Consider the following 15623-nt stretch of genomic DNA (forward strand, 5'->3'; position numbering starts at 1 on the left):
GATATCAGAGCAAACTGATAAAGGGTAATAAGAAGATCCAACTTAAGTTTCATTACCAAAAAATTAAGTGGCGCACCCGAGAGGAGTCGAACCTCTAACCGCTCGGTTCGTAGCCGAGTACTCTATCCAATTGAGCTACGGGTGCATATAACCAGATCCATCCGGTTGACGGTAATTCGTTTAACCATCATAACTTCATTACCAAAAAGTTAAGTGGCGCACCCGAGAGGAGTCGAACCTCTAACCGCTCGGTTCGTAGCCGAGTACTCTATCCAATTGAGCTACGGGTGCTAGGTGGTCGGGAATCAGAGTTAACATCATCCAATCGACAAGGTGGCGGAGAGAGAGGGATTCGAACCCTCGATAGGTGTTAACCTATACGCCCTTAGCAGGGGCGCGCCTTCAGCCACTCGGCCATCTCTCCAAAACACGGGCAGCATCTTACCACGAAAAAACGAAAAGAAAAGACCCAAATTCAAAAAAATGTAAGATTTTTATGAGTTTGCGTCTTGCTCTTTTTCTTTTTGAATGCGCTGATAGATTTCTTCGCGGTGAACAGCCACTTCTTTTGGAGCGTTAACACCAATACGAACTTGATTTCCTTTTACGCCAAGAACGGTAACAGTAACATCATCCCCAATCATCAACGTTTCACCAACGCGACGTGTCAAAATAAGCATATCTTTCTCCTTGTTATAATTCCTTGTCCACTGACAGGACGATTATTTCCGTCATGCCATGCAGCTACCAAAAGGCTTCAGTTAAGGGCGTTAGATGGCAACGCCCTCATCTAGTTCACCAGTTATATCGTTGTTATTAACTGTAGAGGCCTTAAAGGTTCTGCCTTAGTCATCCTATGAGGATTTAACTTACAACCAATAAGTCAACTTCTTACCCACTAGTTAGCAAGTATTGACCATAGACAGAAGAATTCAAAATTTTATTGTTTCTGAAACCCAATAAATTTGTTTCAAGAAAGACAACTTACTCTTTCTCGGCCAATTCGAAAGCACTGTGAAGGCTACGAACAGCTAGTTCCAGATATTTCTCATCAATCACAACAGACACTTTGATTTCAGACGTAGAAATCATTTGAATGTTGATATTTTCTTTAGCAAGCGTACGGAACATAGTGCTAGCAACGCCTGCGTGAGAACGCATACCCACACCAACGATTGATACCTTGGCAATTTTGTTATCACCCACAACTTCACGGGCACCTAAATCAGTACAGATTTGCGTCAGAATTTCTTCTGCTTTTTCATATTCGTTGCGATGTACTGTAAAGGTAAAATCCGTTGTTCCGTCTTGACCAATATTCTGTACGATCATATCAACTTCAACGTTCTGATCACCTACAGGGCCAAGAATACGAGAAGCCACACCAGGAATATCAGGGACACCCACCAGGGTCAATTTCGCTTCATCACGGTTAAATGCAATACCAGAGATCAGTGGCTGTTCCATTGAATCATCTTCCTCATTATCAATCGTAATTAGAGTACCAGGGCCTTCTTTAAAGCTGGAAAGTACTCTCAATGGCACTTTATATTTACCGGCAAATTCAACAGAGCGTATCTGTAGAACCTTAGAACCTAGGCTTGCCATTTCCAACATTTCTTCAAATGTAATTTGTTCTAATCGACGAGCATCTTCAACAACACGAGGATCCGTCGTATAAACACCATCTACATCGGTATAAATCTGGCATTCATCAGCCCCAAGCGCAGCCGCCAAAGCGACACCCGTCGTATCAGAACCACCACGACCCAACGTGGTAATATTGCCATCAGCATCGACACCCTGAAATCCAGCGACTACCACCACGCGACCTGCATTCAGATCGTCACGCATTTTGTCGCCATCAATATCTTGAATACGAGCTTTACCGTGAGAGTCATCCGTTAAAATTCTCACCTGTCCGCCCGTATAAGAGCGTGCATCCCAACCACGCTTTTTAAGCGCCATGGATAACAAAGCAATGGTTACTTGTTCGCCAGTAGATACCAGCACATCTAGCTCACGTGGATCAGGGCGTTCCATTACGTCAGACGCAAGCCCGAGCAAACGATTCGTTTCACCACTCATTGCCGACACAACGACCACAACATCATGACCGTCTTGACGGAACTTAATGACTTTTTCCGCAACAGCTTCGATTCTTTCGATGGTACCTACGGATGTACCACCATACTTTTGAACTATTAATGCCATATCCGATGTTCTGTCTTGACCTTAAAACGGGCGCCTATTAAACACCAAGACACCCTAAAGTTAAATATAAAAGATAGCAGCCAGAGGCCGAGTTTTAAGCAAACTTCTCTGCCACCCAATCTTTAGCCAAAGCTAATGCAGCATCGACGCCAGAAGGATCACTACCACCAGCCTGCGCCATATCAGGACGACCACCACCTTTACCGCCTACTTTTTCAGCAGCCAATTTGATTAAGTCGCCGGCTTTTGCAGAACCAGTCAGGTCTTTCGTCACGCCAGCAATCAAGCTTACTTTTTCGCCGTTCACTGCGGCCAATAGCACAATCCCTGACTGCAGTTTATTCTTAAGTTGATCTGTCAGCTCACGAAGCCCCTTAGGATCCGCACCATCTAATTTAGCAGCCAGAAGCTTAACGCCTGCCACTTCGATCGCCTGCCCTGCTAAATCACTACCTGCGGAACTGGCCAACTTCGCTTTCGCCTGCTCAAGATCTTTCTCTAACTGACGAGCTTTAGAAATTATTTGCTGAACTTTTTCCAGCACAGATTCACGATTTCCTTTTAACTGGCCCGCAATTTCAGAAATAATAGCGTCCGATTCTTGTGTTCGCTGATAAGCCGCTTCACCAGTAACGGCTTCAATACGACGAACCCCCGCAGCGATTCCAGATTCCGATGTAATCTTCAGGATACCGATGTCGCCTGTACGTTTCGCATGAGTACCGCCACACAGCTCAATCGAGAAGTTATCTGCCATCGAAAGCACACGCACTTCATCGTCATACTTCTCACCAAACAGCGCCATCGCGCCTTTGGATTTCGCACTCTCGATATCCATTACTTCGGTATCAACAGACGTGTTAGCAGAGATCAATGCATTAACACGCGCTTCAATTTCTTTAACTTGTTCTGGAGTAACCGCTTCGAAATGAGAAAAGTCGAAACGTAGTTTTTCTGGGTCAACCAAGGAACCTTTCTGAGCAACATGATCACCCAACACATCGCGCAATACCGCATGGAGTAAGTGAGTAGCAGAGTGATTCAAAGCCGTTGCTTGACGAGCTTCTTTATCAACCTGAGCCCCCAGCACATCACCAACTTGAATCTCACCCGCAGACAATTTACCAACATGAAGATGATTAGCGCCGTCTTTCTGGGTATCAGATACATCAAACTGCACACCATTAGCAATCAAAAGACCTGAATCCCCAACTTGACCACCTGACTCACCGTAGAAAGGCGTTTCTTCCAAAACAACAATCCCTTCATCGCCTGCCGACAATGAAGTGACTTGCTCACCACCTTTCAGCAAAGCAACAACTTTAGATTGGCCGTCTAAATGATCGTAACCGGTAAACTCTGTCGCTTTTTCCAGCTCAACTTTTGCCGTCAAATCCACATCAAACTTGCTGGCGGCACGAGCACGTTCACGCTGCTCGTTCATTGCTACTTCAAAGCCTGCTTCATCAATGGTTAAGCCGCGATCACGAGCAACCATAGCAGTTAAATCCAGAGGGAAACCATAGGTGTCGTAGAGTTTGAACACGGTCTCGCCAGGAATTTCCGTGCCAGACATCTCTTCAACCGCTTGATCGAAGATTTTTACACCTTGATCCAAGGTCTTCGCGAACTGCTCTTCTTCTTTTAGAAGTGCACGTTCTATTAATTCCTGATTCTTTTTAAGCTCTGGATAAGCATCACCCATCACATCAACCAATGCTGAAACCAGCTTATGGAAGAAAGGCTCTTCACCACCTAGCTTGTGGCCATGCAAAGCGGCACGACGAATGATACGGCGCAGTACATAACCACGCCCTTCATTAGAAGGTGTAATACCGTCGGAAATCATAAATGAACAAGCACGGATGTGATCTGCAATTACGCGTAACGATGCTTGCGTTGTATCGGTTTGTCCAAGCAACTTAGCAGCCGCATTAAGCAGATATTGGAACAGGTCAATCTCATAGTTTGAGTGAACATGTTGAAGAACAGCGGAAATACGTTCCAAGCCCATCCCGGTATCAACAGAAGGTTTTGGAAGAGGCTCCATCACACCGTCTGCAGTTCGGTTGTACTGCATGAACACCAGGTTCCAAATCTCAATAAAACGATCGCCGTCTTCTTCTGGAGACCCTGGAGGTCCACCCCACACTTCTGGACCATGATCGTAGAAAATTTCAGAACACGGACCACATGGACCGGTATCACCCATCGCCCAGAAGTTATCAGAATTATACTTCTCGCCTTTATCACCGATCCGGATGATTCGGTCTTCGGCAACACCCATCTTCTTATTCCAAAGCTCGAATGCTTCGCTATCGTCGTGGTAAACCGTCACCATCAACTTTTCAGTCGGAATATTTAACCACTGCTCAGACGTTAGGAACTCCCAGGCAAATTTAATGGCGTCTTCTTTGAAATAATCACCAAAACTGAAATTACCTAGCATCTCGAAGAAAGTATGGTGACGCGCGGTAAAACCTACGTTCTCAAGGTCATTATGCTTACCACCAGCACGTACACATTTCTGAGAAGTTGCTGCACGGGTATAACTGCGTTTTTCTTTACCTAAAAAGCAGTCTTTGAATTGCACCATTCCGGCAACTGTAAACATCACGGTAGGATCGTTTGCAGGTATTAAGGCACTGCTTGGCACCATTTCATGCCCTTGCTGATTGAAGTAATTCAGGAAGGCTTGGCGAATTTCTGAGCTTTTCATAAAACGTCCATTCTCGACGCTGTTTTCCAGCGATCTTATTTTAAATTGCTTGTAAACTTTTCCGGACACGAGTCATCAATGCTCATGCCTTAAACGTATTCTTCGCGGTGCTAAGCATAAAAGCAGTAAAGAAGCCCCAGCGATGATGCTATCTCTTGTGAACAGCACAGTATATATAGTTTGACGCATCTTGCACACTCAATGCACAGCTTGCGTTCTAAAAAATCCTAATAGGAATTTCTGATCGTTTAACGAGGCGTTTATACAGTCTGGATCTTTGACTCGTCCAGGCTTTTACGACATCCTTTGCAGCAAATTTTGATAAGACAATTTGATGAGGGTTATCCAATGAAATTGAGCGTTTATTTGTCTGGTGAAATTCACAGCGATTGGCGTGAAACGATTCAGCAAGGCGTAAAAGAAGCAGGCTTGGACGTTATCTTGACGGCACCCAACACCTGCCATGCTGACAGTGATGATTGCGGCGACAGAATATTAGGTGCAGAAGAAAACAATTTTTGGAAAGATCACAAAGCATCCAAAATCAATGGCCTACGTACTCGCAAACTGATTGCTGACGCCGACGTTGTAGTGGTTCGCTTTGGTGATAAATATAAGCAATGGAATGCTGCATTTGATGCGGGTTATGCTGCTGCGTTGGGTAAATCTCTGATTGTAATGCATGGCCCTGACATTGTTCACCCGCTTAAAGAAGTGGATGCAGCAGCGCAAGCGGTTTGTGAAACCCCAGAGCAAGTAGTGGGTATTCTTCGCTATGTTATGACTAACGAATTGCCATAATCTAGAAGCAAGGTTAGCTCAGATAAAAGCCCGAATTAATATCTAATATCAAGATACAAATTCGGGCTCTATTTTCCATATATTATCTACTTATTTCCAAGCCTTACTCTGACGACACTATCTCAGGCTGCTTTACTACTCCATCCTTTACTTCCCCTCTTTTCTGCAACACATTGCTTATTTTTAGCGGAGACATACTAAGAAAGACTAAAGACACCAAACGCTCGCCCCAGTTAAACAACACCAAGCCCAATAGGATCACTGCGGTTCCTACCCAAACATGCGATTCCACGACCTCATTATTAAAAATAATCCCAAGCATCAAAGCCAATACTGGCGTAATTAAAGTGACTAAAGCCACCGTACTTGGTTTAAGTGCGGACAGAATATAGAAATAACTGATAAACCCCACCAGAGACCCCATAATGGCCAAGTAGAGAATGGCCAAAACAGAACGATTTGATACTGAATCTATTCCGCTCACAGTCTGATTAATAACATCGCTTGCACTGCTATCAAACACCATAACAGCCAATTCAATCAGTAAGATCACCAAGTAGATGGGCACAGACATTATTAACGCGCCAACAGTTTGCTCTAGGTGTCCATTCCTATGATCACTTTGTTTAATCAGTACGCCACTCAAGCTAAACAGGGTCACTGCCAAAAACAGCAAGCCTAAACCTTTAGCCGTATCCTCCGCCAATGATACATCGACCTTGAAAATCATGATCAAACCTGCCAAGGAAATAATGGAGGCAATCCAACGGTATAAGGGCATTGCGTCTTTCAATATTAACTGAGCGAAGAGAGCTGACATGATTGGCGCCAAACCATACACAACCGATATCAATCCACTCGGTATTAAGCCGGCCGCTTGATAAGTTGCGTACATCGCAAGTGCAATACCAATATCAGCATGAAGATATTTCTTAATCGCAGGTTTTGACCAACTTAGCGACTTGCCCATCGCTCGCAGCAAGCACCAACCAAGGACAGCAGCCATTGCCATTCGAACCAATGCGGCAAGGGTAGGATGAATTGTTTCACTGCTCCAAGTAACTCCCAGTGGAGTGGTGGTCCAAACTAAAATGACCGTGATATAGGCCATTGCGATAGACATTGTGTGCCTCCTTTATAAATAGATATACCCATCAGAGTTTCTCATCCGAAAGCAGCAGAAATAGAAGGCGACTAAAACGAAAAAAGCCGCAATTTTGTCTGCGGCTTTTTGGAATTCGAAAGATTATTTCATTCAACAAAAATACCGCAGAAAGCTGGCCTTTAGCCAATGCGCAGACATGACGGGGGCTGCCGCTGCTCGGCAGACAATTCGTGCTATGACGCTATGGCTAATGGTTTTCATCGGTGGACTGTTTGTTTAATGAATGAACTATCAGTCTTGCAAAGCTTTACTAAAATAACAAGCCAAACGTTTATTTATTGTTACGTTGTTTAAAGGATTCAAAGGAACTCACCCTCCAAAAGCACTTTTCCATCATTCCGGCTTGTGGTGAAATTATGAACAGGAATTCTCAGAGAGAATACGAACCATTGAATAACAATAATAAGAAAATAATCTGGATAACCTGTGCGATCAGTGTGTTACTGCATTTGGTCACGGCTCCGTTCATCCCAAATATAGACTTTTCAAGTTATCAACAACCACAAAGATCAAAAACAATATCTCTTGCATTAATCCACGAAGAGAAGAAATCCCCTCTAGAAAACACAGAAGAACCTCTTCCATCACAACCTAAACATGAAGAAAAGAAATCAGTAGTACCACCAAAGAAAAAGCCAGAGGCACCACTTAAGAAAGAAACAAAAAAAGAATTGAAACAAGCAGACTTGCTTACAGGTCCTTCCACCTCAAGAAAACAAAAGCCTGACGAAGAGCTATCAAAAATAGGAGGAGACCGACGAAAAGGAGACCTAAAAGGAAAAAAAGAAGCAAAATCACCTTCCTCAAAAACAGCAGAACCAGTTGAACCCACAACTAATACATCATCAACCAAGGTAATAGGCAACGCCCCCAAGAAAAAGCAGATCGACACAGCGAGCCTTACACCTCCCCAAAAGGGAGCCTCAGAACAACCTTCCCAAACCCACTCGAGTCAAAAACAAGCCCCCCCCAATCAAGCGGTCACTCAATCTAGAATCTCTCCGTCACCCCTTGCCACCAAAAGTAAACTTAAGAAACCCAATCAATCGAAGATAAAGAACGCTCGAATTTCTTTCGCTCAACTGGACTCCGATTCGCCTAAAGAAGTTAAAAAAAGTAATCCACTGTTTGACGCCATCAACCAAGCTACACCGGCAACCCAAATAAACCACCAAATTGGAGGTTTAAAACAGTTACACGACAAGGGGCTTGGAGAAGCTAGGCTGGGAGATCCTCTATCCGGCTTTGAACGTAAACAACGCAAGGTTTACAACAAGTACTTAGCAATAATGTCAGAACAAGTTAACGAGCACTGGGATGAACCCAAATCGCAATCGCTGTTGCTTACAAGAGTAAGGCTTTACCTAACGTTAGAAGGCTATATAAAGGATATATATATCGAAGAATCGAGCGGGCACTCTATATTTGATGCTGAAGCTCTTCGTGCTATCAAAGCGGTGAAACAATTTCACATGCCACCGAGTCCCGCCGCTGCGGGCTACTTAACTCGATTAACGATGACGGTAGACAATTATTCAGAGCCTGGCAATTAACTCAGACTCTACGTTCATTGGGTTTACCCGTTTAACTTCTGGGTAATCTCGATATAGTGATCAACATCTTCCGGTTTGAACTTAAACTCAGTTCCTTCCTTTACTGAAGCAATTAAGTTTTCTTTGGCGTAGCGCTTTACCGTGAACTCAGAAACACCCAGTTTGTCAGCCACCTCTTTCACAGACAACAAGACATCAGACATACATCACATCTCCATTGTTATTATTGATAGTCTGAACAGTATAGACTGAGTTCACTATTCTGCTACTGCTCAAGTGGGATTTTCGGAGCCCATTCCAACCACTTATCACGCTGTTCAGAGTGCAACGGATATTGATCACCTGATTTGGCATCACGTCCCATAATACTCTCCGGCGGGGTCGCCATCATAATGCCTCCCTCAAGAATCGATTCCAAAGAAGAAGTCTTAACTTGCGCACCACCAAACAAGGAGAAATCAAAGCCAATACCACTGATGTTCCAAAATACCGAATTTTGCTTCACTAGCGGAGCGTATTTCGACTCAATATTTACGAAGACATGAACTTGATTTGCCGTATCGGACAACCCGTAAGTCGTGACCTTCCCAATAGGGATTCCACGATACAACACCTGAACACCTTCTTTTATGGAACCCAATTGCTCCGTTAAAAGAACAACATTCAAACCTTGATCCATTGCTTCTTGGCTAGGACGTTGTGTCGTAGCTTCAAACGCAAATTTCAGTTTGCCTGCCCCAGGACGAACATTGATGTAGTTTCCTGTGACCAGCGTTCCTAAATTAGCGGTTTTAACCAAACCAATTTCAGGTTTCACCAACCAGAATTCACTGCCTTCCCGAGCTATTTGCTCGGCAGATGGATACAACTCGACATCAGTAATCACCCCATTCATTTTCTTATTCAACTGAACAGACTTAACCTTGCCTACCTCTATCCCTAAATAACGAATTTGAGTGCCTTCCTTAAGGCCTTCGCCATCGTTAAAAGCAATAGTGATCTGGATACCATCCGAATACGCCGCTTCGTAGGTATTATGTAAAGTAAAGGTATCGCCATCTTTTGCTTTGGCCTTTAATCCCACCTCTGGCGTATATAATTCGATACCACCTGACAGGATGGTTTTAACCGATGGCGCGTTTATTTGAAGCCCCTGAAGTCCACCACGAATCTCAATACCACCCGCATTCCAAAAACGACTTTTCTTTCGAACCAAGTGTTCATATTCAGGCAAGATGAATACATCAATTAGAACCGAACTCTGATCTTTCGCCAGCTCATAGCCCTCAACATTACCGATTGGAATGTTGCGGTACAGAATGTCAGTACCTCGATCTATCGACTTCAACGAATCAGATTTCAAAGTAATATGAAGACCAGGAACGTTCCTGTCTTTCTTCGGCGCATCTTCCAGAGCAACAAAACGACGCTGTGGCTTTCCTTCTAAAGAAGCATCTACTTCAATAACGCCACCACCAACAATGCTCTCTAGCCCAGAGATTTCCGTCAGGCTGACTACCGTTTTAGGAATCCAAAACTTCATTCTGTCATTTAGAACCGGTTCGGATCTTGGATCCATCGAAATACTCGCGATCATGCCATCCAATTCAGGCGTGGGTTTAACATCAATAACTTTACCCACAGTAACACCTTTGTATTGCACTTCTGTCGAACCGGGTTTTAGCCCTTTCGCTGTTTTAAATTTTACCTGAACAATGATGCCGGTATGCGCTGCTTCGTAATCGTCATAGAGTGTAAACTGATCACCATTACCAACGGTTTTACTCTCTGTATCCAAGGTATTTTTTGGCGTATCAAGGGAAATACCGCCTATGATGAGCGAAGCCAGTGAATCCACCTGAAGCTTTATACCCGATAAATCGCCGGAGAGAGATAATCCGCTGCTTTCCCAGAAGCGCGTATTTGAGGTAATAACGTCTTTGTATTCAGGCTTAATAAATACTTTAATGGCTACTTTTTTAAAGTCTTCATTGAACTGGTAATCAAGCACTTCTCCCACTTCAATTCTACGATACATAACGGGTGCACCACGAACAATAGAACCTAACCGGTCACTCATTAACGTGAGCTCCAACCCACCCTCACCTCGGGCTAATACCGGTGGATTATCTAAGGCATTATAGCTACGAGCAGGTTTCCCTTCTTTGTACAACAGCTCGAAATAATTACCCGAAACCAGTGCTTCTAAGCCCGAAACACCACTAAAATTCACCTCTGGTTTTACTAACCAAATTTGGCTGGATTCTGTCAATAAAGGTTCCGCAAATCGTTTAACCTTTAGCGTAGCTTCAATACCTTCGAAATCGCTGATATCAATCTCATAACTTTCCAGAATACCAATAGTAATTCCCTGATATTTCAGCTCAGTCTTTCCTTCAACAATGCCAGTAGCCGAGTCCAGACTTACCTGAATCTCAATATCACCTTCTACCAAGTTCTTATAAACCAGCCACCCAGCAATTAGGACTGCAATTATTGGCAATAACCAATAAATCGACCAACCTTCTTTTTCATGCACTACCGCCGTTGCTATTTCTTTCTTATCAGTCACGATCTTTCCCTTCGAGTCTCAAACAGGAGGAGTTACTGTCCGTTTCCAAATCCCAAATCAGTTTCGGATCAAACGCATGAGCCGCCAACATAGTAATTACGACAACAGCAGAGAAGGCCGTTGCACCTGTTCCCGCAGTAATACTTGCGATTCCGCCCAAATCCACCAGCGTTACCAATATCGATACCACAAATAAATCCAACATCGACCACTTACCAATAATCTCAACAACACGATAGGCCAACGCGCTCTGATGTTTATTAAGAGGCACCTTTCTACTTACCATGACTAACAACATCAAAAGAGCAATCAGCTTAAGCAACGGGACAGCGATACTGGCAATGAACACAATCAATGCAATGGCGATCATCCCCATATCCATTAAAGCAATCACACCAGAAATGATGGTATCGGTGGATTGAGATCCTAAATAGGTCACCGTCATGATGGGATAGACATTGGCCAATACAAACAAAACAAAGCCTGTCAGTACCAAAGACCAAGTCATCGACAAACTCTGAGGCTTTCGAAAATACACCTCATGACCACAACGCCCACAACGTGCGATGGAACAACCATCCGGCATGTGTGCTACTTGATGACATACGCTGCAACTGGCTATGCCTTGTTTCTTTGCAACATCAGCGAAGTCCAATCGCCCCCCTCCCTTTGCATGCGACGCCATACTTCACCCGGTTCGAATCGAGTGGTGACTAAAATATCTAAGATCAAAAAGCCGATAAAACAGAAGAGCCCGATATCAATGACGATATCTCCCATGTCCATTAGCTTTATATAAGACAATAAGATCGCAATCAGATACACATCGAGCATTCCCCATGCTTCAATTTTCTTATGAAGCCGTAAGGCATAAATCACACTTATTCCCCACTTACTGACATATGCTCTGAAAGAAATAAAAAATACTAAGGCAAACTTAATGAGCGGCACCAAAATACTGCAAAACAAGACAAGCGTTGCCATCCACCAGTAACCGTCATTGGCTAAACGAAAGACTCCTTTAACCATAGTATTCTCACCGTCATTGCCCAGCACGGACAGCGTCATAATAGGCAAGAAATTCGCAGGAAAAAATAACAACAGACCACTTAGAGAAATCAATAATGGGGGTAATAAACGACTACGAAAATGCTTGATCAATGTCCCTTTACATCTCGGACAATGAACCGAATTACCTTCTTTCAATGGCGGGATGGAGACTAAGAGATCACACTCGTGGCAGACCATTAATTTTTGGCTCTTAGTCATGGGATCTAATTTGTCCTTCAATTAGATAAAACGAAAAGAAATTGTTGCATCAAGTAAAACTACAAATGCGCCCTTAGCATAACCCGATTTATTCTATTTCTAATAGAGTTTCCTTGGCGTATTTAATCTGCTCAGAAGTAAAGCCTCGGTTTGAAAAGTAACGAAATACCTTTTGGAAGGTTTGATAATCTTTCACCTGGTCCAGAGAGTATTTACGCTGCATCAGCTCTGCAGCCAATTCAAAAAAATCAATCTGTTCTTCTTCCACCACTTGTTCAAATAAATCACGTGAACCGCCTTTAAAACAAAGCTCTCTGGAAATTTTTAATGGACCATTTCCAGCTCGAGATTTATGACGTACAAACATGCTCGCGAAGCGTGCATCATTTTGATAACCCAACCGCTGCATCTCTGACAATACATTTTCTATCACCAACTCAATGGCTTCATTGGACATCCCAGTTTGTTTCGAACTGGCAGCGGTTAACAACTTACCTTGTAGTTCCTTAGCAGAATATTCCCGCCTAGCTAACAAACTAATGACTTTCGTCTTTAGTTCGGTAAAAAGTGCCTTCTCTTGCTCTTCTAGTGAAATATTCTTGATCATTTAATTCTCACCGTACAGAGTAACCCACTCACCACCGCGCCAAACGGTTAACTGTAGAGGCCCATCCTGTTTTGATAAATAATCTCGAACGTTTAAGAAACCATCTTTGGATACGAAAATTGGATGAGGCCCGACCTGAATGATCACGTCGCCACCAATCATGATGTCGGCAGCCCCCGGAATTTCTACTGGAAGAATCCCAGGTTTTAATCCCAGTCGTTCCGCCGGTGACCCTTTTGCCACTCGTTGAACCAACAAACCTTGAGAATGGGGAACATTTAGCGCTCGTGCTAATTCGCCTTTGATGGGAATGATATCTGCACCGATCCAGGAAGGCGGGCGATTCAGCAACAAATCCTTAATCATGTTAATGCTGGCAACAAAACCTACTCCCTCGTTTCCTCCTGAGCTTGAACGAATATGACTAACAATACCGACTAATTCACCGTCAGTATTGTACATTGGACCTCCGGAGTTCCCGGTATTAATGGCTGCATCCGTTTGAAGAAATTCCATAGAAATCAAATCATCATAGACACGGCGACCACTGATATTACCGACTGATAAGGTGTGTTCAAGTCCGTAAGGCGCTCCAATCACGAAAGCTTCTTGCCCTACTTTTAATTGATCAGAATCGGCCAAGCTCGATATCGAAACAGAGTCAGGCATCTGGTCTAATTGTATTAAAGCTACATCAGCAAGATAAGAACTGCTGATTACTTTTGCCGAGGTTGTTTCTCCGGTTTTAAAAGTGACCTCAATACTCTCGGCCAAATTCACTACATGTGATGCCGTCAAAACCAAGCCTTTTGGGTCAATGATCACACCCGAGCCCAATTCTGACGATTTCTTTTCCGTAATACCTTGGGATGACATTTGTTGTTCATGAACGATCGTCTTCAACACCACAACGCTGTTCATCACTTTAAGATACGCATTACTGACGTCCACTGCCCATGATGGCGAACTCAACAGACAACCACAAAATAAAGCAGTGCTCATCAACCAAGGCCGAATATGCTTAATCCACATAAGTCATCCTAATTATTTAATTCTTACAAGCGCTCTTATTATTTTTGATTCAACACTTGCAAATCTGTTGGGTCAACCTTTAAAACAATGTTTATTCTACTGTATAAAAATGCGAACTATACAAAACGACTATGCATAAAAAAACGAGCACTGGGCTCGTTTTTTATTTAGTTTTAGAGATCATGAAAAAGATTCACGAAGCGTTAACTTACAACTCCAACTCACCTTCTTCTGGCACTTCTTCCGGAGTCGGCTTCACAGTCTCTAGCAGCTGACTACGAACTTGAGACTCAATTTCATGAGCGATATCCATGTGCTCTTCAAGGTACTTAGAGGCATTGGCTTTACCTTGACCAATCTTATCGCCATTGTAGCTGTACCATGCGCCGGCTTTCTGAACCAATCCAAGCTTCACACCTAGATCAATGACTTCACCCATACGGTAGATACCTGAGCCATACATAATTTGGAACTCAGCCTGCTTGAACGGTGGAGACACTTTGTTCTTAACTACTTTCACACGGGTTTCGTTACCAACAACTTCGTCACCATCTTTGATCGAACCAGTACGACGGATGTCTAGACGAACAGATGCGTAGAATTTAAGTGCATTACCACCCGTTGTTGTTTCTGGGTTACCGAACATCACACCAATCTTCATACGAATCTGGTTAATGAAAATCGCCAAACAACCAGACTGTTTGATGTTACCCGTTAACTTACGAAGTGCTTGAGACATTAAACGTGCTTGAAGGCCAACGTGAGTATCACCCATTTCACCTTCAATCTCGGCTTTTGGTGTTAAAGCGGCTACCGAGTCTACAACCAGTACATCAACCGCATTAGAGCGAACCAACATATCCGCAATCTCTAATGCCTGTTCACCTGTATCAGGCTGAGAAACCAGCAACTCATCGACGTTCACACCCAGCTTTTCAGCATAGATAGGATCAAGCGCGTGTTCCGCATCGATAAAAGCACAGGTTTTACCTTGCTTTTGTGCTTCAGCAATCGTGCTTAATGTCAGAGTTGTTTTACCAGAAGATTCAGGACCATAGATTTCAACAATACGACCATAAGGTAAACCGCCAATGCCTAAGGCAATATCCAACCCTAAAGAACCTGTTGATACAGAAGGAATTTGTTCTCTAGGGGCATCGCCCATTTTCATTACAGCGCCTTTACCAAACTGACGCTCGATTTGACCCAGTGCAGCATCCAGAGCTTTTTTTCTATTGTCGTCCACGTGTATGTCCTCAACCAAATACTGTATGTTTGAACAGATTAAAGCACAGCACTTTTTAAATTACTATACTTTTATACAGTATTTTTTTTAAATTTAATTCAGTTTAACCAATAAACCTTCCAGAGCTGCAATCAGTGTTTGATAACGTATCTGTTCACGATTGCCTTCGAAGTGAAATTTTGAGCTCGAAATTATCTCATTAACCGACCAACCAATCCAAACAGTTCCGACAGGTTTTTCAGAGGTTCCACCGCCAGGCCCCGCCACACCTGAAACGGCGACGGAGACTTGACCAAAATTCAGATCAGCGGCACCTTTAGCCATCGCTTCAACCACTTGCTGACTCACCGCACCATATCTTTCCAACGAGTCTTCAGAGACATTTAAAAACTGCCGCTTTGCGTCGTTGGAATAGCTCACAATGCCCGCATTAAACCAACTTGAA

Annotated in this window: 15 protein-coding genes and 3 tRNA genes; 3 read left to right on the forward strand and 15 right to left on the reverse strand. The window is 43.5% G+C overall.

Annotated elements, in window-relative coordinates:
- Positions 1–68: 68 nt before the first annotated feature.
- The 6 genes from ACFOEK_RS05240 to alaS all read right to left on the reverse strand — a co-directional run bounded on the left by ACFOEK_RS05240 (position 69) and on the right by alaS (position 4933).
- Positions 69–145, reverse strand: a tRNA-Arg gene (locus tag ACFOEK_RS05240).
- A gap of 69 nt (positions 146–214) precedes the next feature.
- A tRNA-Arg gene (locus ACFOEK_RS05245) sits at positions 215–291 on the reverse strand.
- A gap of 43 nt (positions 292–334) precedes the next feature.
- A tRNA-Ser gene (locus ACFOEK_RS05250) sits at positions 335–424 on the reverse strand.
- A 70-nt stretch (positions 425–494) separates the two neighbouring features.
- Positions 495–680 (reverse strand): carbon storage regulator CsrA, encoded by a 186-nt coding sequence (gene csrA, locus ACFOEK_RS05255; protein ID WP_284380622.1) that lies wholly within the window; start codon positions 678–680, stop codon positions 495–497.
- A 304-nt stretch (positions 681–984) separates the two neighbouring features.
- Positions 985–2214, reverse strand: coding sequence for an aspartate kinase (locus ACFOEK_RS05260; RefSeq protein ID WP_386717198.1), 1230 nt, complete (start codon positions 2212–2214; stop codon positions 985–987).
- Positions 2215–2308: 94 nt separating this feature from the next.
- Positions 2309–4933 (reverse strand): alanine--tRNA ligase, encoded by a 2625-nt coding sequence (gene alaS / locus ACFOEK_RS05265; RefSeq protein WP_386717201.1) that lies wholly within the window; start codon positions 4931–4933, stop codon positions 2309–2311.
- Positions 4934–5281: 348 nt separating this feature from the next.
- On the opposite strand from alaS, the gene ACFOEK_RS05270 reads away from it, so the two are divergent.
- The gene (locus ACFOEK_RS05270; protein ID WP_386717204.1) at positions 5282–5734 is read left to right on the forward strand and encodes a YtoQ family protein; all 453 of its coding nucleotides are present in this window, start codon (positions 5282–5284) and stop codon (positions 5732–5734) included.
- A gap of 103 nt (positions 5735–5837) precedes the next feature.
- Here ACFOEK_RS05270 and ACFOEK_RS05275 read toward each other — a convergent pair whose 3' ends face one another.
- Entirely contained in the window at positions 5838–6857 is a 1020-nt protein-coding gene (locus ACFOEK_RS05275; protein WP_386717207.1) for a DMT family transporter, read from the reverse strand.
- A 94-nt stretch (positions 6858–6951) separates the two neighbouring features.
- Between ACFOEK_RS05275 and ACFOEK_RS05280 the strand changes: the two genes are divergently transcribed.
- Both ACFOEK_RS05280 and ACFOEK_RS05285 read left to right on the forward strand, forming a co-directional pair.
- A complete protein-coding gene (locus tag ACFOEK_RS05280; protein ID WP_386717209.1) occupies positions 6952–7119 on the forward strand; it encodes a hypothetical protein in 168 nt (55 codons plus the stop codon).
- A gap of 136 nt (positions 7120–7255) precedes the next feature.
- A complete protein-coding gene (locus ACFOEK_RS05285) occupies positions 7256–8452 on the forward strand; it encodes an energy transducer TonB family protein (RefSeq protein ID WP_386717212.1) in 1197 nt (398 codons plus the stop codon).
- Between the two features lie 23 nt (positions 8453–8475).
- Here the strand turns inward: ACFOEK_RS05285 and ACFOEK_RS05290 are convergent, their stop codons facing one another.
- From ACFOEK_RS05290 to ACFOEK_RS05325, 8 genes are all read right to left on the reverse strand, one after another.
- The gene (locus ACFOEK_RS05290) at positions 8476–8655 is read right to left on the reverse strand and encodes a helix-turn-helix domain-containing protein (protein WP_386717215.1); all 180 of its coding nucleotides are present in this window, start codon (positions 8653–8655) and stop codon (positions 8476–8478) included.
- Positions 8656–8717: 62 nt separating this feature from the next.
- Positions 8718–11024 carry a PqiB family protein gene (locus tag ACFOEK_RS05295; RefSeq protein ID WP_386717218.1) on the reverse strand — a complete coding sequence of 769 codons (2307 nt, stop codon included), beginning with the start codon at positions 11022–11024 and terminating at the stop codon, positions 8718–8720.
- Entirely contained in the window at positions 11017–11709 is a 693-nt protein-coding gene (locus tag ACFOEK_RS05300) for a paraquat-inducible protein A (RefSeq protein ID WP_386717221.1), read from the reverse strand. The genes ACFOEK_RS05295 and ACFOEK_RS05300 overlap by 8 nt, the downstream gene beginning before the upstream one ends.
- Complete coding sequence (locus ACFOEK_RS05305) at positions 11643–12293, reverse strand: paraquat-inducible protein A (RefSeq protein ID WP_386717224.1); 651 nt, start codon at positions 12291–12293, stop codon at positions 11643–11645. The genes ACFOEK_RS05300 and ACFOEK_RS05305 overlap by 67 nt, the downstream gene beginning before the upstream one ends.
- Positions 12294–12381: 88 nt before the next feature.
- Positions 12382–12900 carry a regulatory protein RecX gene (locus tag ACFOEK_RS05310; protein WP_386717227.1) on the reverse strand — a complete coding sequence of 173 codons (519 nt, stop codon included), beginning with the start codon at positions 12898–12900 and terminating at the stop codon, positions 12382–12384.
- On the reverse strand, positions 12901–13932 hold the full coding sequence (locus ACFOEK_RS05315) for a S1C family serine protease (protein ID WP_386717230.1): 1032 nt from the start codon (positions 13930–13932) through the stop codon (positions 12901–12903). It abuts the gene before it with no gap.
- 208 nt (positions 13933–14140) lie between these two features.
- Positions 14141–15178: a recombinase RecA gene (recA, locus tag ACFOEK_RS05320; protein ID WP_386717233.1), complete on the reverse strand. Its 1038-nt coding sequence runs from the start codon at positions 15176–15178 to the stop codon at positions 14141–14143.
- Between the two features lie 93 nt (positions 15179–15271).
- A partial coding sequence (locus ACFOEK_RS05325; protein WP_386717236.1) for a CinA family protein occupies positions 15272–15623 on the reverse strand: 352 nt, incomplete at its 5' end.

It is taken from the genome of Litoribrevibacter euphylliae (genome assembly GCF_042646085.1).
Taxonomy (GTDB): domain Bacteria; phylum Pseudomonadota; class Gammaproteobacteria; order Pseudomonadales; family Litoribrevibacteraceae; genus Litoribrevibacter; species Litoribrevibacter euphylliae.

What these genes read in the sequence shown, in the direction of transcription:
- csrA (WP_284380622.1), bottom strand. Translation starts at nt 680, where the DNA reads ATGCTTATTTTGACACGTCGCGTTGGTGAAACGTTGATGATTGGGGAT.
- ACFOEK_RS05260 (WP_386717198.1), bottom strand. Translation starts at nt 2,214, where the DNA reads ATGGCATTAATAGTTCAAAAGTATGGTGGTACATCCGTAGGTACCATC.
- alaS (WP_386717201.1), bottom strand. Translation starts at nt 4,933, where the DNA reads ATGAAAAGCTCAGAAATTCGCCAAGCCTTCCTGAATTACTTCAATCAG.
- ACFOEK_RS05270 (WP_386717204.1), top strand. Translation starts at nt 5,282, where the DNA reads ATGAAATTGAGCGTTTATTTGTCTGGTGAAATTCACAGCGATTGGCGT.
- ACFOEK_RS05275 (WP_386717207.1), bottom strand. Translation starts at nt 6,857, where the DNA reads ATGTCTATCGCAATGGCCTATATCACGGTCATTTTAGTTTGGACCACC.
- ACFOEK_RS05285 (WP_386717212.1), top strand. Translation starts at nt 7,256, where the DNA reads ATGAACAGGAATTCTCAGAGAGAATACGAACCATTGAATAACAATAAT.
- ACFOEK_RS05290 (WP_386717215.1), bottom strand. Translation starts at nt 8,655, where the DNA reads ATGTCTGATGTCTTGTTGTCTGTGAAAGAGGTGGCTGACAAACTGGGT.
- ACFOEK_RS05300 (WP_386717221.1), bottom strand. Translation starts at nt 11,709, where the DNA reads ATGGCGTCGCATGCAAAGGGAGGGGGGCGATTGGACTTCGCTGATGTT.
- ACFOEK_RS05305 (WP_386717224.1), bottom strand. Translation starts at nt 12,293, where the DNA reads ATGACTAAGAGCCAAAAATTAATGGTCTGCCACGAGTGTGATCTCTTA.
- ACFOEK_RS05310 (WP_386717227.1), bottom strand. Translation starts at nt 12,900, where the DNA reads ATGATCAAGAATATTTCACTAGAAGAGCAAGAGAAGGCACTTTTTACC.
- ACFOEK_RS05315 (WP_386717230.1), bottom strand. Translation starts at nt 13,932, where the DNA reads ATGTGGATTAAGCATATTCGGCCTTGGTTGATGAGCACTGCTTTATTT.